The organism is Sphaerospermopsis kisseleviana CS-549 (genome assembly GCF_028329225.1).
GTDB lineage: Bacteria > Cyanobacteriota > Cyanobacteriia > Cyanobacteriales > Nostocaceae > Sphaerospermopsis > Sphaerospermopsis kisseleviana.
The window spans coordinates 105,898-127,755 of sequence record NZ_JAQMTI010000108.1; the positions used below are offsets into that span (position 1 = coordinate 105,898).

Here is a 21,858-nt window from a genome sequence, read left to right on the forward strand (position 1 = left end):
AAATATTGAAATATGCAGCCTACACCCTACCCCCAAGACCCTATTGTTGACTCATGATGGGTTTTCAGCTAATCTGCGCTTATTCCAGATGGAGTAAGGAACACCGATACAAGTTCCCAAAATTAAGTAAGCCACTAGCGTTGGTATCACTTGCTGCTCTACATCATTCAAAATAGCGATAAACAAAGCTAAACCAAAATTGCGAGCAACACAGAAAATCGCCAAGGTAGAGCGGGTATAATGGTCGAATCTGCCTAAAGCGTGTCCAATTCCTAGAGAGGCAATCACCATAATGGAGATCGCTCCGAGTGGTAATACCCAAAGCTTGTACAACAATGGTAGTCCGAAGATACACGCCAAAATAACCAGCCCGAAAAAGAGACTATCAGCTATCAAAGTTAAGGGTTGGGCTATTCTTTGAGCAAATGTAGGAGCGAACTTGTTGATGAAAAGACCGAGACTCACAGGCAATATTTGCACCATCATCACTTGTCGGGCAACATCTAAAATTGCCACTTTTTGCGAAATATCTGCAAATAAAATCGCAAAAATCGCCAAGGTAGAGGGAGTCACAAAAACCGCAAGTATTACTAGGGTCAGCTGAAGACTTGCTGCATAACCTAAGTTGCCTCCAGCAATTTGCGCTCGCTTTGTGCTTAGAGGCGCACCTGGAGCAGCCGCCAATAAAGCTAATCCTATCGTTACTTCCGGCGGTAAGTGAAAAAATTTCATCAGCACAATCACCTCTAGAGGAACAAGCAGCAACACGGCTAGAAGCGCACGCAATACTAAGGCTGGTTTTCGCCAGAAGCAGAGGATATTCTCAACAGAGAGTTTGCTCCCTAGTGCTAACATCAGAAAAAAAATAGTGACTGTAACGAGCATCAGAATTAGAGGATTGTGCATAGCTGTTAAATGGTTGATGCTGGGTTTGGTCAAAAATAGTTGGTAGTCACTATTGAATTTGTTTTTTATCTGACGATGCCACTTAATGATTGATTAACTCGCCCTGATTCAATAGTTTATTTAGTAAAAATTTCAGTTCATCTACTGATGGGAATAGCCTTGGGAATTTGATATCAATAACAAGAGTTGAATTTAGTCAATCTCTTATCAAGGCCAATTTAGCCTCCTCGGCTTCGCAAGGAAGTTACACCTCATTGGCTACTGAAACCTTTACTATAAGCGATGAAGAGCCTTTACAAGATAGCCGTTTCTTAACTTAACTGGCTTTCTTATTGAGGGGTGGCTTTTTTCGGTGAGTATATTATTAGGCGATCGCTTGCTGAAAGAGAAAGTAAGAAAAGGGCGATCACACTTGAATAATTAATAATGTGTTCAAAATTATACTAAATTTTCTTTAGAGTTTTCCCGTAGTTTCGTTACTCATTGAGATTTTTGGTATACAATAAATGCTGAATATTAGCACAAAATTATAAATACAGGAAAAAATTGATATGTATTCAGCAATCTCACAAGTTAATCTACAAAGTGATGAATGTTTGATGCTTGTTCCTATTCCAAGATTTGATATTCCTGAAGTTATTACTATAAATGATATTACATTATATCCAAAAGAAACAGTAAATATAGATGAATTGTTCAGCAATATATTTCATGCAGATGATGAACAAAATTTACTTAAAGATAAAATAAATTCATACGTTTTAGGATGCTTTAAAATAAAAACATCGGAAATTGATGAAACATATTTACCTATTTCAGTAGAACATGATCCTAAAATAATAGACATAGCCACCAAGAAGTTAGAACCAATTCTAGATTTATTTAGATTTTACTATTGTGATTACTTTTATCCTCATTCTCTTCCTGGTAGAGTAGGACAGATATACAATAGCAAATCAATTGTCCTTATCTTCCGTTATCCTGTAATTTGCAGATTTGCAATCCAAAATAAATATAGTACAGAAATAGTGATTGGAAATGGTCTGAAAGTTAGAGATTTGTCCAAAATAAAGAGCTATTATAGTAATATCAAAACAATTGGGGAAGTATATCATATAGTTAACTATGCTCTAAGGTTAAATTCTCAAATACTTGAGCAAGATAATTTGACAACAAAATTTATACAAATAATAACATTGTTTGAGTTTTTGGCAAATCCTGATAAATTTGAAGTATTTCAAGATGCGAAAAAGAAATTCATACCCCAGATAGCAAATAATAACCAAGAATATCTTTTTCTAGTTGATAGATTTATGAAATTTAGCAAAGATTATAGAACCGATGTTGTTCATAATGGCAAACACATTACTGAGATTTTTAATGAACCTATTGACATTGAATCTCTTTTTGTTGAACTTCAAAACTATATTAGCAAAATTATTAGTGAATTAATAAGTTTAAGTCATATTTCGTGGAATGAACTTGAAACTATAAGATATAATAAACGCCAAAATCTTACTAAAAAAACTAAAAAACCTGACAAAAATAATCTGACATTTGATTTTAGTAGATCATTAGCAATAATTGATGTTAAATACTTAGTTGAAAAACTTTTTTATGTATTAGATTTCTACAAAAGAGATGGGTTTGATTTTGGGTCAATTTTAAAATCATTAATTCAAAATTTTAGATTTAACTCTAAAGGTACAGTTATTCCTTTGTATTTCTACTTACCAAATAATTATTATGAATCAATAAATGAATTATATAGAGATACAAAACTACAGTTATATAAGGATATTTTAGGTATGAATGGTGAAAAAATACCCATAATAGGTTCGAGAATTATAGAAATACATTCTGCACAAATTAAAAAAAATCTGTTTTTGGCGGAATGTGTAGAAATGAAATTAAGGGAATATTGCCAAGATGGTAATCGTTACTTTATGAATAAAAGTGGATATAATATTGTAGGAATTTTTGCAGATGATCAAATGACTGCATCAGTTATTCAAAATGCTATAAATGAAGGTATGAATACCGATTTTATATTGATAAGAGAATTTAATGTCAACAGTCAAATGCCAGGTAAACTGCGATATAGACCTTCAGATTATGTTATGGCTGAAGCTATTGGGGTCCAGAAACATGAGTTATGATAAAAACTTATGTGTCAAAACAAAAGGAATTCTACACAAAACAAGCTTTATTAAACTCTCTCAGGTTATCTTCAATGTTCCATACATAATATATCCATTCTTCTAAGTTTTGATATTGCTGTCCTAAAGCCTCTATTCCTAACTGAATTACCTCATCATCATCTAAAAGTATTGGTGGTAGTTTAAGACAGCTATCATCTTCAGAAAGTAATGATTTAAGACTCAGTTCATGATTTCCACAAATACCTCGTTTTGTAAAATTCTCCCTTCCGGCTTTTAGTAGAGTTTTTAATCGAGAATATTCAGATATAAAGTTATCTTCGTCAATAGCTGCACCTAATTCTTGAAAATTTTCCATTAAAGGATCTTTTAGTATTTCCTTATCTAATTCATTCATTTCTATGAATGCTAGTTCTTCTAATTGCATAAGAGATGGTAAGCCAGCAGCATTTACTGCTGATTCTAACCAGTTTAATATATCTGAATTGGTTAATACATCTGATAAATTGTCTTTAGGTGCGAAATTTGCTAGAAGATAAAACACAAAACCACGGTCTTGAATTTTCAACATTTGTTTAGTTCTATCACCTATAGCTTCTTGAATGTCATAAGGAATTTTTAGTAATGGAAATACTTGAGAAGGAAGATTAAGGCAAAGTGTTGATAAAGCAGATGATAAAAAATAAGCACTTGTTATCTCTGAAATTCCAACAAGATTTGCCAAACAGTGAGCAGCAACAGAATAAACAGTTAGCTGTGGATCGTATAATGTTTTTAATGAATTTTGCTCTATTAAGTTATTTTCAATTAACATTTCTTCCTGAGAAAGTGATGATAATAAAGATATTTCTAGTTTCTTTTCGGATGCTACTGCATTTGTCTCTAGCAGAGAAACTACCGATAGAGGAACTCTTTTGATAAGCTCATCATCACTCGTGAAAAATTTAGTAAATAAAAACGGATACTGTTCGCTGATTTTGCCATCTTTATCAAATTGTAAGCCAGAACCGAATTGATACCGCCAAGGTTTCTGATTCCAAGTTTTGTTAGCAGCAGAACCATTAGCTGTATAGTAGTCTGCAAAATAAATTCTACTTAAGTCAGAAAATAACTTTTGTATTCGCCACAATTCATCAATGTTTTCGTTATATTTTGCATTGAAAGCATTAAAGATATCAATTAAAAATTTTTGCCCCCATAAAGTGCTAGTATGGTCTAGCCAGTGAGTTATTTCATGGATAAATATTCCCAAAACTTTTCGTTTTATCTGTATATCTTTAGGATTGTTTATTAAATGTGATAGATGTGTTATCTCCAAAGAATTAGCGCATACAGTTTGGCTTAGAAAGTCATATTTACCGACGATATTTATGTTAGGAAATCCCCGCCAATTTTTCATAATTTTTTCTATCATTTTATTTTTATTCATAAGTTTTTAGAAAGTATAGATTTAATCACTGTAGATTTTGCTTTTATTGATTATACCCAATCAAAAGTCTTAGTAACAGCCTTCTTCCAAAGCCGATAACAACCTTCCCTTTCCACAACATCCATCTTCGCTTCCCAAGTCTGATCCAAAAGCCAATTTTCACTTAATGGGTGGCAAGGTGGCTAAACAGCTTGTTTCATAAGGGATAGAGCCTGAAAGCCACGTTGAAAAAAGAGGCATTTATCAGGTATAAAAATTATAGGCGATCGCTCTCATAATTAACAGTAAAAAAATTACAGGTTATGATTATTAACAATTACCTTCTAAAATCTCTATAAGAATGTTCCAACCAATAAATGATCCAAAACTACTCATTGCGATCGCAACATCTGTCTCTCATTCCCAGTCTGGAGACTGAGAATGGTTTTTGAAAGGTTCTACCTTTCTTTTTTATCTCACGCAAAGACACAAAGGAGCAAAGATAAGAAGAGATTTTTAGGCTACTCCATAATCTGTATAGGGGCGTTTATAAGGAGGATGTAAACCTAGTACAATATCTTCTTTAGGTACTCCCATTTTTACTAAATCTGCGGTGGGATTTTCTTCTGTGAGATTTTGTTGTAACCAAATTTTGCCGTTGTTAATATCTAGGTGTATAACATTCCGATAAAGACGATTTAAAATCTAGAGAATAGGTTTGTTTGTACCTGAAATCTCCAAGAGTATAATTTAAAATCACTAGATGTCTACACCGATTTATCACATCACCCACATTGATAACTTAACCTCCATAATCACCAGTGGGGGATTGATAGCAAACAGTAAACTCAAGATACAACAAACCAATTATCTTGACATCGCACACGGACACATTCAAGATAGACGTGCCACCACAAAAGTCCCCTGTAGTGCTGGGGGATATTTACATGATTATGTCCCCTTTTATTTTGCTCCGCGTTCACCCATGCTTTATGCCATTCATAAACAAAATGTAGATAGTTATAGCGGTGGACAACAGCCAATTATCCATCTAGTTTCAGAAGCCCATACCATCAATTCTTTAAAACTCAAATTTGCATTTACTGATGGACACGCTATCATGGCATATAGCGAATTTTATGATGATATATCTGATTTACAATCTGTCATTGATTGGGAATTAATGAAATCAAAATATTGGGCTAATACCCCAGATGACCCCAACCGCAAATGGAGAAGACAAGCAGAATTTTTAGTTTATGAATATTGTCCCTGGAATTTGATTCAGCAAATAGGCGTAATCAATAAAACCATTGCTCAACAGGTACAACAAATCCTTAATCAACTGAATATAGAAACACCAGTAAATATTTATCCCAGTTGGTATTATTAAAATCTGCAATCCAGACTGAAAATAATATTTTACATTATTATAAATCAAAATGCAGATAAAGTAGTAAAATAATATTGGTTTAAAATTAGTTTCTAGTTGTTCCAGCAGAAATAATCAGTAATTGGTAATCAATTATTCCCAATCAGCAAATCCTACAAAAAATACAGCAGTATAAATAACAATTAAATTTTTTTAATCCAGTAAAAACAATGATTGAAATTAAGCAAGGCAACTTATTAACAGAACCAGCCCAAGCCCTAGTAAACACAGTGAACTGTGTCGGTGTCATGGGTAAAGGTATCGCCTTGCAATTTAAACAAGCTTATCCAGAAAATTTCCGCCAATACGAAAAAGCCTGTCGTGCTGGACAGGTGCAACCGGGGCAGATGTTTACCGTCGCTACAGGTAACTTATTTAACCCCCTGTACATTATTAACTTCCCCACCAAACGCCACTGGAAGGGCAAATCTAAATTAGAAGATATCAAAACCGGACTGGTGGCATTAGTCGCTCAAGTACAGCAATTAAACATTACTTCCATTGCTATACCTCCCTTGGGATGCGGTAACGGTGGCTTAGACTGGAGTGAGGTAAAACCCTTAATAGAATCAGCCTTTGCTGCACTTCCAGATGTCCAAGTCATTATTTTTGAACCCAGTGGCGCACCCGCACCCGCACAAATGCCCGTAGCCAGCAAAAAGCCAAATATGACTCGCGCCCGTGCCTTGTTTATTCGCTTACTGGAATTGTACGGTATTCCCGGTTATGAATTAACCAAACTAGAAATTCAAAAACTCGCCTATTTTTTACAAGTAGCTGGTGAACCCCTACGCCTTGAGTATGTAAAACACAAATATGGACCTTATGCCCATAACTTAAATCATGTTTTAAAACATATAGAAGGGTATTATATATGTGGTTATGGCGATGGAACAGCCAAGGCAGAAAACGCGGAAATTTACGTTTTACCCGCAGGTAGAGAAGCTGCACAGGCATTTTTAGCCAATGAACCATTGGCACAGGAACGGTTAGAACGAGTTAGTAACCTCATAAACGGTTTTGAAACTCCTTATGGCATGGAAGTATTGGCTACAGTTCATTGGGTAGGAACTCACGAAACCAACCCAGCCCAAAATAGTGAACAGGCCATAGAGTTAGTTCATTCCTGGAGCGACCGCAAACGCACCATCTTTAAACCACAACATATACGTAAAGCTTGGCAGCGATTAGAACAGCAGAATTGGTTGGCTGCAAAATAAAAATATATTGATGATGTATAACCAAGAAATGAGCGAAAAAGATTTAGTAGCAGATGTAGAAATTGAAGAGTAGACAGTGGGAGATAGGGGATCTGCGTTGACTTGTAATGATTGGCATTATCACTGTTTCCTATTCCCTTTTATCAATTTGGTAAGTGCCTGGGCAAAATTAATTTAACATTTTTGGAACAAACAAAAATCTCTGTATTCCTTATCTGTTACCTCTCCCAAATATAAGTACCCAAGCAAAATTAATTTAACATATTGATTGAAAACCAAAATGCCTGTATTTCTTACTTCCTGTTCCCTCTCCCAAATATAAAATTTATTTTGCACGACTACTTAAATGAACCCAGCAATTACAGTAACCCAAAAACAACTCTCAGAATTTCTGCTCAATGTCGCAGTAGTGCGACCCGTATTTATTTGGGGAGCGCCAGGAATTGGTAAATCATCATTAGTAGAAGAATTTGCAACCGAGGTAGGAATACCTTGCGTTTCACTACTTGGTAGTCAACTAGCACCAGAAGACTTAATCGGAGTACCACAGATCATAGATGGAAAAAGTCGCTTCTGTCCACCAAAAATGATTGCACGAGAAGAACCCTATTGCCTATTTTTGGATGAACTTAACGCCTGTTCTCATGAAGTGCAAAAAGCATTTTATAGCCTCATCCATGAACGTAGAATTGGTGAATATTATCTTCCCCAAAGTTCAATCGTCATTGGTGCAGGTAATCGCGCTCAAGATAGTGCAATTGTGAAACCCATGTCTTCACCCTTGCTAAATCGTATGGTTCATGTTCATTTAAAAGTTTCCCATCGAGACTGGTTAGATTGGGCAAAAAATCATAATATTCATCCTTGGGTAATTGAATATATTCAAACTCGCCCAGATCATCTATGGAGTCAACCTCCTAAACATGAAGAACCTTTTTCCACCCCCCGCTCTTGGCATATGCTAAGTGATACCTTACATGAATATGGAGACAACCTAACAGACCACTGGCTAGAAGTTCTCGCTTTGGGGTGTCTTTCTCCCCACCATGCTACCCAATTCAAAGGTTTTATTAAACAAATTAAAAGTAAATACCAACTAACAGCAATTCTTAAAGGCGAAATTGGTTGGCCACACCTACCAGAAGATAGAGATGTCCTCTATTTTTTAGCTCAATCATTCCGCGCTCAACTCATCAAAGAATTACCCCAAGAACGTCAAGCAATTACAGGTAATCACAAAGACTTAGCCCATCGCGCCAAAGGACTACTCAAAGATTTAGCCGCTATCAGCTTTGAAATTGCCCAAATGGTGGTTTCTGAAACCGAAAAAGGCGATGTTTTACCTAGTTGGTTAATGGTAGAAATAGTTAGAGACTTACCACGTTTAGTCAAAAAAGAAAATGCCACGTAAACAGAATCAAAAAGATATTGCTAAACAGCAATTTGAGCAAGGATATAATATCTTGCGACAGCATCCAATTTTTACATCTTTACTTTATCATGCTAACATTAATCGTCAACCGAGTAATCAATGTCCGCCAAAACATTGGGCTGTCATTAATAATTTAGGTACAATTCATGTACATCCCACCCGACGGGGTTCTCCTGAAGAATGGGTTTATGTACTGGCTCATTGTCTCCTACATTTAGGCTTTGGTCACTTCCAAGAACGCACCTATTTCCGTGAATGGAATGCCGCTTGTAATTATTTTATTGCTAAATTTCTGGCAGATTTAAAATTAGGAACTGCTCCAGAAGAATACCTCTTTCCCCTCAACTTTGCTAACCGCAATGAAGACAGTTTATATCAAGAATTTTGTGAGCGTGGTATTCCTGGAAATGACTTTGTTGATATGTTTATAGAAACTCCCAAAAGTCATTATTGGTATGCTAAAATTGATTGGCAAGCTGTGTTTGGAGAAGGTTTAACAAAAGCCGTTACTAATGCTGTATCTGTAGCCGCAGGACAGGATATTTCTTTAGCAGGGGAAAGTAAAAATAACACTCCTGCACAAAAAGCTAAGGCTTGGTTTATTAATAGTTATCCTTTATTGGGAGCTTTAGCAACTAATTTTGAAATTATTGAAGACCCATTAATTTGTCAACGGTTAGAAATTTCTGTAGCTGCTATTGATGTAGAAAATAAGCAAATTTTTATTAATCCTGCTGGTGGATTAACTAATGAAGAATACCGATTTGTGATGGCTCATGAATTATTACACGCCGGACTGAGACATGATACCCGTCGTCAAGGAAGAGAGCCTTATTTGTGGAATGTTGCTTGTGATTATGTGATTAATTCTTGGTTAATAGAAATGGGGGTAGGTGAATTACCTCATGTGGGAGCATTGTATGATCCTGATTTGAAAAATTTATCTGCTGAGTCAATTTATGACAGAATTGTGAAAGATTTACGCCTTTATCGTAAACTAGCTACTCTCCGGGGAATTGGACAATGTGACATTTTAGAACCACAAAGAGCAGATTGGTGGACTTATGGTGATGGTGTGGCACTGGATGAATTTTATCGTCGTTGTTTAAGTCAAGGACTTGCATATCACCAAGAACAAAATCGCGGTTTTTTACCCGCAGGTTTAATTGAAGAAATTCGCGCTTTGAGTTATCCACCAATTCCTTGGGATGTGGAATTAGCTAAGTGGTTTGATAATTATTTTTCTCCTTTAATTAAAGTTAGGTCTTATGGCCGTCCTAGTCGTCGTCAGTCAGCAACTCCTGATATTCCTCGTCCTTGTTATGTACCTGATAGCAATCATGAAGAAGGTCGGACATTTGGGGTGGTTTTAGATACTTCTGGTTCAATGGAGCGGGAATTATTGGGAAAGGCATTAGGGGCGATCGCTAGTTATAGTATTTCCCATGATGTTTCTTTGGTGCGGGTTGTTTTCTGTGATGCTTTTGCTTATGATCAAGGTTATTTGACCCCAGAATCTTTAGCAGATAGAGTTCAAGTCAAGGGTAGAGGGGGTACTGTTTTACAACCCGGTATTGATTTACTGGAAAAAGCGGATGATTTTCCCAAAAATGGACCATTGCTAATTATTACTGATGGCTATTGCGATAATTTACATATTCGTCGAGAACACGCTTTTTTAATTCCTGTGGGTCGGTATTTACCTTTTGTACCCAAGGGTCAAGTTTTCAGAATTAAGTAAATTAAGGAGGCAGGAGAAATCCACGTTTAAAAACGTAGGATTGAAGCAAATACGCTTTGTATTGCACTCCGTGCCGCTTCGTTAAAGTGGCACTCTCACTCGATACAATTCTTTTTTTGAACTGGGCTTTAAACCCAGAACTAAAGTGGGAGCAACGCGATTTTGTGAGATCGGGTGCGATTCTCAATTACACCACTAAATTCTCAACAAAATTAGGTGTTTTCGTTGCGATCGCATCCCGAAATAGGCTATTTACGTACCCGATTTCGCCACCTCACGTTTTCGCGTTGCTCCCAACTAAAGTTTTTATTTATACTTATTTCCTCCTGCCTCCTGCCCTCTGCCTCCTACCTTCTTTGTAAAGTAAAACCCAGCAAAATTAAAGCCCCAACTTTTGCCTTACTACCTCATCTTTATCTTTAAAACCTACCAGCACAGCCGTTCCATCTTTGAGGAAAAGGGGGCGTTTAAGCAGCATTGCATCCTTAGTGAATGCTTCAATCCATTGCTCATCTGTCCAAGTTTTCTTTTCATCACCTAAAGCCCGGTAAGACTGACCGGATGTGTTTCGCATAGGTGCAGAACCTAAAGACTTGACCCAGTTTTTAATCATCTCACGAGTTGGAGGAGTTTCTTTGGTGTTAATGAACTCATAATCAACACCATTTTCTTGAAGCCACTTGAAGGCTTTTTTACAAGTTCCGCAGTTTGGTATTCCGTAGATTTGAATAGACATAAAAAAGATTAATAATTTTAAAGCAGATACTTTAGCTTAAACAGCAGAAGCCTAGTATGTTAATTTTGTGTGTTTTGGAAGGACTGTCTCGAAAATTATGGGTATTACTGTAGTTTATAGTTTACACCGAAAGCTACTGGAACAGATGATTTTTTGTAAAAATACGCGACAGATTTTGTGCATGAAATCTTATGGAATAAAGGTTTCAGAATTAACACACTAGCATAAGCCGTCAATCAATTTTGGATTTTGGATTGACGTTAGCGAAGCGTACGCAGCGCAGCGAGTATTTTGGATTATCTTCTCCTTTAAAGAAGAGGCTTGAAGGCGGAAAAAAATTTGTATTTTTCTCCATAAATGGATGGAGAGGCTTGAAACTTTGTTTTTAGATTTTAGACTTTGATTTTAATCTAAAATCTAAAATTTTTTCGGTCACGGTATGTTTTACAGCAGGGAACAGGGAACAGGCTTGAAAGTCTGTTAACATCAGGTTTTGTTCCTAAAATTTATACCTCATTTACTCCAAATCTGTTTTATTTTTTGAAGTCCCTAAAGTTAAACAGCAGATCGAACTAAATTATTTAGCTGTAATTCAGATTGTTTAAATATAAAATTAACAGCAGCAAATAATTTATCTAGTTCATAAATGGTAAAAGGAGTCATATTTCTGGTAAATTTGTTATTTTCTAGTTTACCAAATTGCCATGTCGCGCCATTAGAAACAATCCCCCAAATAATGATTTGATATTCTCCATTTAATCTTTGAGCAGCAATCATTTCCGCTAAACATTGCGCCCAACCTGCTTCAAAGTTGTCTTGTTTGGCTTCTACTAAAATAAAGTATGGTTTATCAAAAACAACTTTACCTAATGGGGAACGTTTAGCTAAAATATATTCAGGAAATCCTGATAATTTTTCATCGTAGTTTAAGGATTGATGACTCCATAAAATAAAATGTTGGCGGTAGATTTTCCAAACTTCTTTGAGAACGGGATAAATTAAGTTTTCGCAAATGGCAAATTCTGAGTTATCAACAACAGCATCCCGCATCATTAATTCTAAATCTTCGCGGAAGTAGTCGGTAATATTAAAGGCAATTTCACTGATAAAATTGTCTTCGGTGTAGATAACTTGAAAAGTTGTGAGGACTTCCCCAATAGTTTTGAAATTACTGAAAGCCATTTTTTACCTTTGCAAAATTTAAGTATTACTTGATGTAGGGTGTTTTACAGCACAAGATTGTGACATCGGAGGGTGCGAAATGTGGGTTATAAACTCAACCAGCTAAAGACTTCTTGAACAGTAATATTTAATTCAATCCCTGTGAGAACTGGCAAGTAATCGCTATTTTTAAGTTCCTTAACTCGGCGATCGCTATCTACCACCAAAATACTTTCATCGTCACTATCAACCAACCAACCTAACTCAGTACCATACTCAGCACAGTGTAGTAATTTGCTGAGAACTTGTTTATATTTCTGTTCGGGAGAGAGAATTTCAATTACCCAATCTGGATGAATTTCAAACCGATTGGCGATGCGTCCTGATGGCAACCGAGGGATTCGCTCCCAACGAAATACCGCTATATCTGGGACAATTGCTAATCCACCAAAAATACAGCGTAGTTCTGGAAAAGCTTTGGCAATTTTCTGAGGTTTAGTAATTTGATTAATAGTTTCGCATAGATCAATTTGAAGTTGGCTATGTTCCCCTTGAGGCATTGGTTTCTGTATAATTTGTCCATGAATAAATTCAGAAGCTGGTTCTGTTTCTGGCAATTGCAAAAATTCTTCTATATTTGTCGGTTGAATTGCTGCAATAGTCATAGCTTTATGCCCTCTCAAACCTCTTTAATTTTAACAGCAAACGACTCTTGGTAAATGCTATAATTCATCAACAAACAGTGGTATAAACTGAAATTTTCTCCCATCAAATAATCCTTGATCACTAAGTTTTAAATCGGGTATCACCAGCAACGCCATAAAAGAAAGAGTCATGAATGGTGCAGATAGTGTTGACCCTAATCGTTTTGCCCAGGCATCGAGTTCTGCGTATTTTTTGGCAACTTCATTACCATCACCATCACTCATCAAACCCGCCACCGATAAGGGTAATACGTCAACCTTATTACCTTCGACTACCGCAATACCACCTTGATGTTGAATGATGGCATTTACCGCAGTACAGATTTCTAAGTCCGTTGTCCCCACTGCCACAATGTTATGGGAATCATGGGCTACACTTGATGCTATCGCCCCTCGTTTCAATCCAAAATTCTGCACTAATGCCACTGATGGCGGTGTATTTTGATAGCGATTTACCACCGTAATTTTCAAGATATCTTGCTCTAGATCAACTGTGACTTTACCATTTTCAATCTTTGCGGGTACACACTTTTCCCCTGTGGTCAACTGACCATCAGTAACGGTAATCACTCTTACTGTTGCACCCTTGGCAGTTATTTCAAAATCCCCCGGTGTTTTTGCAGTAGTATTAAAATTATTAATGGGTTTAACTGGAACAAACGGTAACAAAGTTGACCCTGACTTGGCTGTTAACACACCCTGACAATAGGTAGCCAACACCGTAAAATCTTGTAAATTATCAACAACAATCAAATCTGCACTGTCCCCCACTTGCAGCAGTCCCACATCAAGATTGTAATGTTTGACAGGGTTGACACAGGCAACTTGCAACACATTCATAACATCGTGACCTAATGCCACTGCCCGTTTGACCAAGAGATTAATGTGTCCAGTAACTAAATCATCAGGGTGTTTATCATCACTGCAAAACATACAACGTTCTGGGTAGACATCAATTAAACTGTGCAGGGCATCAAAATTTTTAGCTGCTGAACCCTCCCGAATCTGAATCTTCATCCCCAATGCTATTTTCTCCAAAGCCTCACTCAAGGAAGAACATTCATGGTCTGTAGTGATTTTGGCTTCTGCATATTTACGTAACCCCATACCCACTAACCCCGGTGCATGACCATCAATGGGGATTCCCAAACTTTGCGCTAAATGAATTTTGTCCATTATTTCTGGACTATCAGCCAACACCCCCGGTACATTCATCACCTCACTTAAATAGGAAACACCATGTTTAACCAGTTGATGGAAATCGTTTACCGTCAGGGTTGCCCCGGCAGTTTCAAAAGTAGTAGCAGGGACACAAGCAGGAAAACCAAAAGCGATTTTTAGGGGAGTTTGTAGGGCATTATTCACCATGAAGCGGATACCCTCTAAACCCAGAACATTAGCAATTTCGTGGGGGTCAGAAACAGTAGCGACTGTACCATGTACCGTTGCTAGTCTTGCGAACTCAGTCGGTACAAGCATGGAACTTTCAATATGAATATGGGCATCCACAAAACCAGGAAGAATGTACTGTGAATATTGCCCCTGGTCTGGGATTATGGTTTGAATGTATCCATCTTGAATGTGAACAGTACCCGGAAAAATGCGACGGTGGAGAACGTCTACTATATTGCCAGCAATGGTAAAATTTTTCATAATTTTATTGGTAAAAAATAACTAGAGATAGAGCTTTTGTGACCTAAAAATGCTTTACAAAAAATGCTATAATAGAATCTAGGATTTTACTAAAAAATAACACCTGGAAATTATTTACTTTTACAGCAGCTTTCAGTTTTCAGCAGTCAGCTATCAACTTGTAAATCCTTTTATTGTAAGGCTTTGTGATTTTAATTTGTACTTCATCACATTGGAAACTGCTGTAACTATTATCGTAACCTTTAAACCAAGAATTTAAGAAAAATTGTGACTAAAATTATTGCTATTTTTAATCAAGCTGGTAGAATAATGAAAACCACTAGGCGGAAACTAAATTTTCTTGAGGGAAATTTTCATAGAGATTGGAGAGAGCGATCGCCTCCGGCACTGGCGGATACTGTTGGCAAAAGTGTTACAAACTCACAAACAAATGTGTTACAAATAAAAGTCGCAACCACAGATTAAAAGTTTGAGCTTACGTAATACTTAAAAATACAAATATGTATTATATTCGCCAACAGTATCGTATCACTGGCGTATTTACAATCTTGATTTAGAAATATTGTATTTTTGTGAATAATCTAAGAGGAATAAAGAAAGAGAGGAACAAAGAAAATACGGAAAAATTCAAGCATTCACCAATTGAGTTAAATGCTTGAAAATACGCAGCACATCATATAATTCATTTCCAGGATTACGCATTAAAAACCCTTTTGATAAAGCATAACGGGGTGGGTTTCCTTTTACTAATTTCACAAAAATAAACTCGCTACCTGTGGCAATCATCCCAAAACTGGGTTTATCAGGATAGGGATTACCTAACATATAATAAAGAATTTGTGCAAGTCCTTCTTCAATAGAAAAAGAAGATTTTTTCGATTCAATAATCATCACCCAGAATTGCTCTTTTAAAACTAAAATATCCATTCTACCTTTGATGATTACGTCTTCATCTGGTACGGCAATATCTATAGATTCTTCTGATTTTACGTAAAAGGGAGATAAGTAAAAATCACCGATAAAAAGTATCGGATCTACAATTGCCATGCGGACAACATCTTCTAGCAATGGGGGATAATTGAGAAGATTCAAATAACCAGCTTTTACTTTGTCTAAAAGTTGTTTATCTAAATCCGTAATTTCTGGTAATTCCTCTTGCCATTCTGGGAAGAATTGTCCATGTAAAACTAATTCAATGCCAAAATTATCAATTAAGTAGCGTAAATCAATATCTCTTGCTTGGAGTGTTTGTGTCATAATTTGGTGATTGGTAGTGATCCGCAATATTTCAATATTTAACTCTCATTATATACAAATTATTATGGCAGTTTGTTCCCTCAATGACGTAGCCCCCTCAATAGCGCGTGTGTTATGAGGATTTTTAGGACTCATCAAAAATTAACGTATTTTCTTTCGTCATCGCGAGCGATATTAAGCAATCTCAAACCCATATTTTTTATTTTTCGTAGGCTATGCGTAGATCCTGTTCTGTTAAATTACAACCTATTATTTGACCAGAGGTTTTAGTCAAATACTACAAAAATTCGATAATGAAATATAATAAAAAAATACTGATTGGGCTAAGTTAGGTGAAAAAGAGGTAAAAAATGAGTATGTTGCTTGAACTCAACCAACTAATTGTTAAACCCGGTCATCAGTTGTTAATTAAAAATATCTCCTGGTCTACATACAAACGTATTTTAGCAGAATTAGGAGACAACCGCAATTATAAAATAGGGTACTGTCAAGGGGTGCTAGAAATAATGGCTCCATTACCAGCGCATGAAGTAGCTAAAGTAATTATTGGGGACTTAGTAAAAGCTTTATTAGAGGAAATTAATTGGGAATTCTGGAGTTTGGGGTCTACGACTTTTGATCAGGAGAGCATGGACGCAGGGGTAGAACCTGATGATTGTTTCTACATCGAGAATGAAGCTAGAGTCAGAGGGAAAGATGGAATATATTTAGAAATTGCTCCACCTCCAGATTTAGCAATTGAAGTTGATATTACTTCCCGTACTCGTTTCAATAATTATCAAGCTTTGAAAGTACCAGAACTATGGCGATGGAATGGAAGAAAATTAGAAATTAATGTGCTGGTAAATGGTAAGTATGTAGAATCAACTACCAGTTCTATTTTTCCTAACTTAGCGATTTCTCAAGTAATACCTCAATATTTGATGTTAAGTAAAACTAATGGTAGAAATGCGACGATGAGACTATTCCGTGCATGGGTTAGGCAACAACTAGAAGCAAATTAAGCGAATAATTAGAAGTATATACAGCATATTCAATGTTTATGAGGTACAGTAAACGATTGAAGTTTAAGTTTTAAAACTACCGTAAGTATTCAGCCGTCAGCTATCAGCCATCCGCTTTAAAGATTGAAATAAAAAGAAAGGTGAAAAAATCAGCAGTGTGTAACTCGATTGTGTCACTTTTCTAAAATTAATAATTCTCAATCTTCGCTTTTGCTATTATTAGCTATAAAGAAACGGTATTACACCACACTCCGCTATCAGCAAGCCCTAGGTAAGCTGAAGGAAATTTAACTTGCATATTTTTGATTGTTGGGAAAAAGCGTCAATATGCTTTCTTAAAGGTTTAACAGCTTATTTTCGGTGCGATGCCTTCTCTGCTAGACGCTACGCGTTGGCGTAGCCTGTCCGCAGGACTTACGTTGGGCGTAGCCATCCCATCCTGATTGTTACCCTGTTTGTGAAAGGGACTCTCCCCATAGATATTATTCTCGATTTCTGCGATTTCCTCTGCTTTTACTGATTTTTCTTCCATCTGTGCGGTTGATTCTTCTGGGGCTGCTTGCCAAGCAATATCCGGTTGCACTGGCTGTTGTCTGAGTAAATTCCTAATGAACAATGGCAACGGGAGACAGGAGGCTTTGAACCTGCTTTCAAATTCTAAACCTGCTTCCACATCTTGCAAACGAATAATTAACGTTCCCTCACCAGTCTTCTCTCTCTTCCACTCCAATAATCGCTGCGGTGGCTTCTCTTTTTTCAGCGACTTATTTATTTGCGTCATTTCCTGGCGAACTTCTGCTACTGTGAGACGTTCTGATTTTAGGCGTTCTAATATTGGTTGAAACTTCTCGTAGCACAAAGCTTTGATTGTGTTGCAATCGAGTAAATCTAGATTGCTAGGTTCGATGTCCGCTATGAACTCGCCTACCTTAGCATAGGAGGTTGCCGTAGTTCCTGTCCACTCTAATGATTCTTGAATGGTCTTCAACTCAGTACGCTTGCACGTCAGTTTCGCAAAGTAGACGGTTTGACACAACTGGATGAAGACGCGAGTCATTTCTTGCGCTTGTTTCTGAATTTGGTCACAAATTTGTTGATCAATTGGGTCGAGAGCTGTTAATGTAGTCATAGATAGCAACCTTTGTGAATAGAGTTATAGATAGCAGCCTTTGCAAATAGAGTTATAGAGTTATGGATAGCTACTTTTGCGAATGGAGTTATAGATAGCGACCTTTTTCAATGGGGTTGAAACAAAACGACTCGCCCTAAATGGTGAGTGAATTATTTAAATGCAACTCCCGGTTCACTTTCCACGGCTAACCGGGTTTTGCTATTGAAATTATTTTACACTAATTTGCTCAATTTGCGATTACTAGGTCGCGCTATCTCTTTCCTTCAGTCAAGTAAGGGATACGCTATCGCGCTTCAAACACTGGCGATAGCGCAGTTTGGCGTAACCTATCTTGCAATCCCATCCCTAACTACCAGCTTCGTTACTGTTATTTGGTTTGTGCAGCTGCAAGATCATGGACTCCATTCTTACCAACGACGCATTAATAGACTGCTGAGAGTCCCGTAATTCAAGGACAACATTATTTACTACAGCGTTACGTGCTGTGGTGGTTTCCACAAAATCATCAATTTTGCGGGTTAAGCGGTCTAAAGAGTCATCTACCTTGGTGACAAAATTATCAACTTTTTCACCCATAGATTGAACTGTTTCACCCATGACTTGAACAGTTACGGCTAAACCATCAAGCTGTCGTTGGGTAATATCTTGCCTTTCAGATAATCTGTCAATCCGTTTATCAGCTGATTCAGCATAGGAAGCGGCTGATATCAAAAGCTGCTTAACTGTCTCAAATTCATCCTCAAGCTGGTTGAGCCTGGTGTCTGTATCCACTGGCTGTGGTGTGGTCATAACGCCTCTGTTTTAGTTTTTGGGATTGGTGGTTAGTTGGGCGATTGCCTCCGGCACTGGCGTAGCCAATCGCCTACGACACTGGCGTAGCCAATCGCATTGCGCCCGATATGGGTTAGCCTCCCTTTTGTTGACGTTCTTGAATGTATTTCTCGACAAGTTCCCGTGTTTTTTCACTCATATTTGTATTGTCTCTAGCGCAACACACTTTAAATTCTGTTCTTAACTGTTCCGGTAAAAATACACGGTAGCTAACCATTTTTTCATCTAGGTTTTCTGACATAGCTGATATAGATACGCTGCTTAACCTATTTTGCATCTTTTTTTGTATTTTGTCCTTATATGTTATGTATGTCGCTTATTGTTTGTATGATGTCTATTATATCATATATATCTGACATAAGCAACATACTTGGTACTGTTTCCCCATTTTGCAACAACTGTCGTCGGGAGCAACGCGATGAAAGTGATGTGCAGAAACCAGGTACGTAAATAGCCTATTTTAAGATGCGATGGCTACGCCCGCCGAAGGTATCGGGAGCATCCCAAATGTGTAAGTTTATTTTTTCTCTGAGGTTAAGACCTCAAATGAACGAACCACGTTCGCAAAGCGTGCCGAAGGCATAGACGCGAAGGACACAAAGGTAAGAAAGAAGAAGAGAGTTTTTGGTGTTGCTGTGGTTATTTTTGTAAAATTGGGATGCTCCCAAGGCATCGCAACGGAAAAACTGGATTTTATTGAGAATGGAGTTATGTAATTGCGAATTTAACCCCGATCTCACATTTTCGCGTTGCTCCCTCTGCCTCCTGCCCTCTGCCTTTCTTGTTAACTAACTGGCTTTATCTGTTTCTGGCATATAACCCAAGTCGGCTAACCTATCTCGCAATAATTTATTTACAGCAGCATTAGAACTAATAAGTTGATCGTCGGCATAATTATCAACTGCTGTGGCTATTTCTTCTATAAGTCTGATTGACCTTGCTGTTGTAGGTCGTTTCTGTCGTGGCATATAAGCTGTAGTCATTATCAATATCTTTATAGTAGGTTATCCCTACCACTATAACAGTATTTAATACCAGTCTGATATCACTTTTATATCAAATTAACTTATGTGTAAGTGGGTGTATTTATAACCCATTTTAATACTACTTTTATATCAAAATAATATCAAGTTGCCATATCAAAAATATCAGACAACAAACCTTCACAGATAAACGACTAATTCCAGTCAAATAACCGACTAAACACCTTGCCAGATAAGGATTACAGCGATTGAGTCTGATATTGTGAAAGATAACCTGATAGATATAAGTAGTTAGGCGTTAAAATTTATCGTTATGGCAAAAAAGGCAAGAGGGAAGAGACTTTTAGGGAATTTACATTTTGTAACATACCTCAGTTTTTTCAAGCCGACTTACTTAACCTAAAGTAGAAACTTGGTATAGGGTGTGGGAAAAATCACCCCTTGAGAAAATCTCAATTGATAATAGTTTCATGCAAGGTTGAAAACCTCAGTCCAGCAACAAACAACATGACCAAATACGTAGCAGCCATTGATCAAGGAACAACTAGCACCCGCTTCATGATTTTTGATAAACAAGGTAAAATTGTTGACTGCGCCCAAAAAGAACATCAGCAAATTTACCCCCAACCGGGTTGGGTAGAACATGATCCTCTGGAAATTTGGTCATGTACTCAAACTGTAATTAAAGATGCCTTAAATAAAAGTAATATTACTGTGGCTGAAATCACAGCCGTTGGCATTACCAATCAACGGGAAACTATCGTAGTTTGGAATAAACACACAGGCAAACCTTACTATAACGCCATTGTTTGGCAAGATACCAGAACTGACTATATCTGTAATCAATTAGTCAAAGATTTGGGAATAGACTATTTTCGCCCTATCACTGGTTTACCAATTGCTACCTACTTCAGCGCACCGAGAATAAAATGGTTGCTAGAAAATATACCATAATTAAAAGCCGCAGCCGCAAATGGTGATGCTATTTTTGGCACAATTGACACTTTTTTGATTTGGCATTTAACAGGTGGTACAGCAGGGGGTTTACATATCACCGATGTCACAAATGCTAGTCGTACCTTGTTGATGAACTTGAAAACTCTGGACTGGGAAGGGGAAATATTAGAAATTATGGGTATTCCCCGGCAAATGTTACCAGAAATTCGCCCTTCCTCAGCTATTTATGGTCAAGCTACGGGTATTTTGGCAGGAGTTCCCATAGCTGCTGACTTAGGAGATCAACAAGCTGCATTAATGGGACAAACTTGTTTTCAGGTAGGTGATGCTAAAAATACCTATGGTACTGGTTGTTTTATGTTATTGAATACAGGTGAACAACCCGTATTTTCCCAACATGGTTTATTGACAACCGTAGCTTACAAATTGGGAGATGCTGCGGCGGTTTATGCTTTAGAGGGGAGTATTGCGATCGCCGGTGCTTTGGTTCAATGGTTGCGTGACAATTTGGGATTAATTCAAACCAGTGCAGAGGTAGAAGTATTAGCCAGTACAGTTACAGATAACGGTGGTGTTTATTTTGTCCCGGCTTTTTCTGGGTTATTTGCTCCCTATTGGCGCAATGATGCTAGGGGTGTAATTGTGGGGATGACTCGCTACACAAATAAAGGTCATATTGCCCGTGCGGTGTTGGAAGCTACAGCATGGCAGACTCGTGAAGTTTTAGATGCGATGAGAGAAGACGCGCAGGGAAATTTAACTGCTTTGAAGGTAGATGGGGGGATGGTGTACAACAACCTGCTGATGCAGTTTCAAAGTGATGTGTTAGGTGTGCCTGTGATTCGTCCCCAGGTAGCAGAAACTACAGCGTTAGGGGCAGCTTATGCGGCTGGGTTGGCGACTGGTTTCTGGGGGAGTTTGGAGGAGTTGTCTGAGAATTGGCTTTTAGATCAGACTTGGGAAGCGAAGATGGATACTGTGGAGAGGGAAGGTTGTTATCGACTTTGGAAGAAGGCGGTTAGTAGGACTTTTGATTGGGTATAATTAATAAAAGTTAAATATACAATACGTAAATTGGTGGTACTGATTGAAAATATGAATATATCTCACGCAAAGGCGCAAAGAAGCAAAGAATCAAAATG

The 21,858-nt window shown here is 37.3% G+C and carries 18 protein-coding genes and 3 pseudogenes; 8 read left to right on the top strand and 13 right to left on the bottom strand.

Features of this window, described 5'->3' with window-relative positions; genetic code table 11:
- Nucleotides 1–51: 51 nt before the first annotated feature.
- Complete coding sequence (locus PN497_RS09095; protein WP_096573004.1) at nucleotides 52–906, bottom strand: bile acid:sodium symporter family protein; 855 nt, start codon at nucleotides 904–906, stop codon at nucleotides 52–54.
- Between the two features lie 42 nt (nucleotides 907–948).
- Nucleotides 949–1,066, bottom strand: a pseudogene (locus PN497_RS25910) (IS630 family transposase); the annotation flags it as partial.
- A 391-nt stretch (nucleotides 1,067–1,457) separates the two neighbouring features.
- Between PN497_RS25910 and PN497_RS09100 the strand changes: the two are divergent.
- Entirely contained in the window at nucleotides 1,458–3,065 is a 1,608-nt protein-coding gene (locus PN497_RS09100) for a hypothetical protein (RefSeq protein WP_096573003.1), read from the top strand.
- A gap of 31 nt (nucleotides 3,066–3,096) precedes the next feature.
- On the opposite strand, the gene PN497_RS09105 is transcribed toward PN497_RS09100, so the two are convergent.
- Together PN497_RS09105 and PN497_RS09110 are read right to left on the bottom strand one after the other, a co-directional pair.
- Entirely contained in the window at nucleotides 3,097–4,494 is a 1,398-nt protein-coding gene (locus PN497_RS09105; RefSeq protein ID WP_096573002.1) for a hypothetical protein, read from the bottom strand.
- Between the two features lie 495 nt (nucleotides 4,495–4,989).
- A pseudogene (locus PN497_RS09110) lies at nucleotides 4,990–5,175 on the bottom strand (element excision factor XisI family protein); the annotation flags it as partial.
- Nucleotides 5,176–5,236: 61 nt separating this feature from the next.
- On the opposite strand from PN497_RS09110, the gene darT reads away from it, so the two are divergent.
- From darT to PN497_RS09130, 4 genes are all read left to right on the top strand, one after another.
- On the top strand, nucleotides 5,237–5,866 hold the full coding sequence (gene darT / locus PN497_RS09115; RefSeq protein WP_096573000.1) for a type II toxin-antitoxin system toxin DNA ADP-ribosyl transferase DarT: 630 nt from the start codon (nucleotides 5,237–5,239) through the stop codon (nucleotides 5,864–5,866).
- Between the two features lie 209 nt (nucleotides 5,867–6,075).
- Nucleotides 6,076–7,125 (top strand): type II toxin-antitoxin system antitoxin DNA ADP-ribosyl glycohydrolase DarG, encoded by a 1,050-nt coding sequence (gene darG, locus PN497_RS09120; protein ID WP_096572999.1) that lies wholly within the window; start codon nucleotides 6,076–6,078, stop codon nucleotides 7,123–7,125.
- Nucleotides 7,126–7,471: 346 nt separating this feature from the next.
- A complete protein-coding gene (locus PN497_RS09125; protein WP_096572998.1) occupies nucleotides 7,472–8,536 on the top strand; it encodes an AAA family ATPase in 1,065 nt (354 codons plus the stop codon).
- Complete coding sequence (locus PN497_RS09130; RefSeq protein ID WP_096572997.1) at nucleotides 8,526–10,298, top strand: vWA domain-containing protein; 1,773 nt, start codon at nucleotides 8,526–8,528, stop codon at nucleotides 10,296–10,298. Before PN497_RS09125 ends, PN497_RS09130 begins: the two co-directional genes overlap by 11 nt.
- A 379-nt stretch (nucleotides 10,299–10,677) precedes the next feature.
- On the opposite strand, the gene PN497_RS09135 is transcribed toward PN497_RS09130, so the two are convergent.
- From PN497_RS09135 to ade, 4 genes are all read right to left on the bottom strand, one after another.
- A complete protein-coding gene (locus tag PN497_RS09135; protein WP_096572996.1) occupies nucleotides 10,678–11,034 on the bottom strand; it encodes a Spx/MgsR family RNA polymerase-binding regulatory protein in 357 nt (118 codons plus the stop codon).
- A 555-nt stretch (nucleotides 11,035–11,589) separates the two neighbouring features.
- Nucleotides 11,590–12,216: a hypothetical protein gene (locus tag PN497_RS09140; protein ID WP_096572995.1), complete on the bottom strand. Its 627-nt coding sequence runs from the start codon at nucleotides 12,214–12,216 to the stop codon at nucleotides 11,590–11,592.
- 86 nt (nucleotides 12,217–12,302) lie between these two features.
- Nucleotides 12,303–12,860, bottom strand: coding sequence for a Uma2 family endonuclease (locus PN497_RS09145; protein ID WP_096572994.1), 558 nt, complete (start codon nucleotides 12,858–12,860; stop codon nucleotides 12,303–12,305).
- 57 nt (nucleotides 12,861–12,917) lie between these two features.
- Entirely contained in the window at nucleotides 12,918–14,552 is a 1,635-nt protein-coding gene (ade, locus tag PN497_RS09150; protein ID WP_096572993.1) for an adenine deaminase, read from the bottom strand.
- A 267-nt stretch (nucleotides 14,553–14,819) separates the two neighbouring features.
- Here ade and PN497_RS09155 point away from each other — a divergent pair, with 267 nt between their 5' ends.
- A complete protein-coding gene (locus tag PN497_RS09155) occupies nucleotides 14,820–15,017 on the top strand; it encodes a hypothetical protein (protein ID WP_096572992.1) in 198 nt (65 codons plus the stop codon).
- Nucleotides 15,018–15,179: 162 nt separating this feature from the next.
- On the opposite strand, the gene PN497_RS09160 is transcribed toward PN497_RS09155, so the two are convergent.
- Entirely contained in the window at nucleotides 15,180–15,809 is a 630-nt protein-coding gene (locus PN497_RS09160) for a restriction endonuclease subunit R (RefSeq protein ID WP_096572991.1), read from the bottom strand.
- A 356-nt stretch (nucleotides 15,810–16,165) separates the two neighbouring features.
- On the opposite strand from PN497_RS09160, the gene PN497_RS09165 reads away from it, so the two are divergent.
- A complete protein-coding gene (locus PN497_RS09165) occupies nucleotides 16,166–16,813 on the top strand; it encodes a Uma2 family endonuclease (RefSeq protein WP_096572990.1) in 648 nt (215 codons plus the stop codon).
- A 343-nt stretch (nucleotides 16,814–17,156) separates the two neighbouring features.
- Here PN497_RS09165 and PN497_RS09170 read toward each other — a convergent pair whose 3' ends face one another.
- From PN497_RS09170 to PN497_RS09185, 4 genes are all read right to left on the bottom strand, one after another.
- The gene (locus tag PN497_RS09170; RefSeq protein ID WP_096572989.1) at nucleotides 17,157–17,942 is read right to left on the bottom strand and encodes a hypothetical protein; all 786 of its coding nucleotides are present in this window, start codon (nucleotides 17,940–17,942) and stop codon (nucleotides 17,157–17,159) included.
- 348 nt (nucleotides 17,943–18,290) lie between these two features.
- Entirely contained in the window at nucleotides 18,291–18,734 is a 444-nt protein-coding gene (locus tag PN497_RS09175; protein WP_096572988.1) for a hypothetical protein, read from the bottom strand.
- Between the two features lie 115 nt (nucleotides 18,735–18,849).
- Complete coding sequence (locus PN497_RS09180; RefSeq protein WP_137666047.1) at nucleotides 18,850–19,053, bottom strand: copy number control protein; 204 nt, start codon at nucleotides 19,051–19,053, stop codon at nucleotides 18,850–18,852.
- Between the two features lie 511 nt (nucleotides 19,054–19,564).
- Nucleotides 19,565–19,759 (bottom strand): hypothetical protein, encoded by a 195-nt coding sequence (locus PN497_RS09185; protein WP_096572986.1) that lies wholly within the window; start codon nucleotides 19,757–19,759, stop codon nucleotides 19,565–19,567.
- A 507-nt stretch (nucleotides 19,760–20,266) separates the two neighbouring features.
- Here PN497_RS09185 and glpK point away from each other — a divergent pair.
- A pseudogene (glpK, locus tag PN497_RS09190) lies at nucleotides 20,267–21,760 on the top strand (glycerol kinase GlpK).
- Nucleotides 21,761–21,858: the final 98 nt, after the last annotated feature.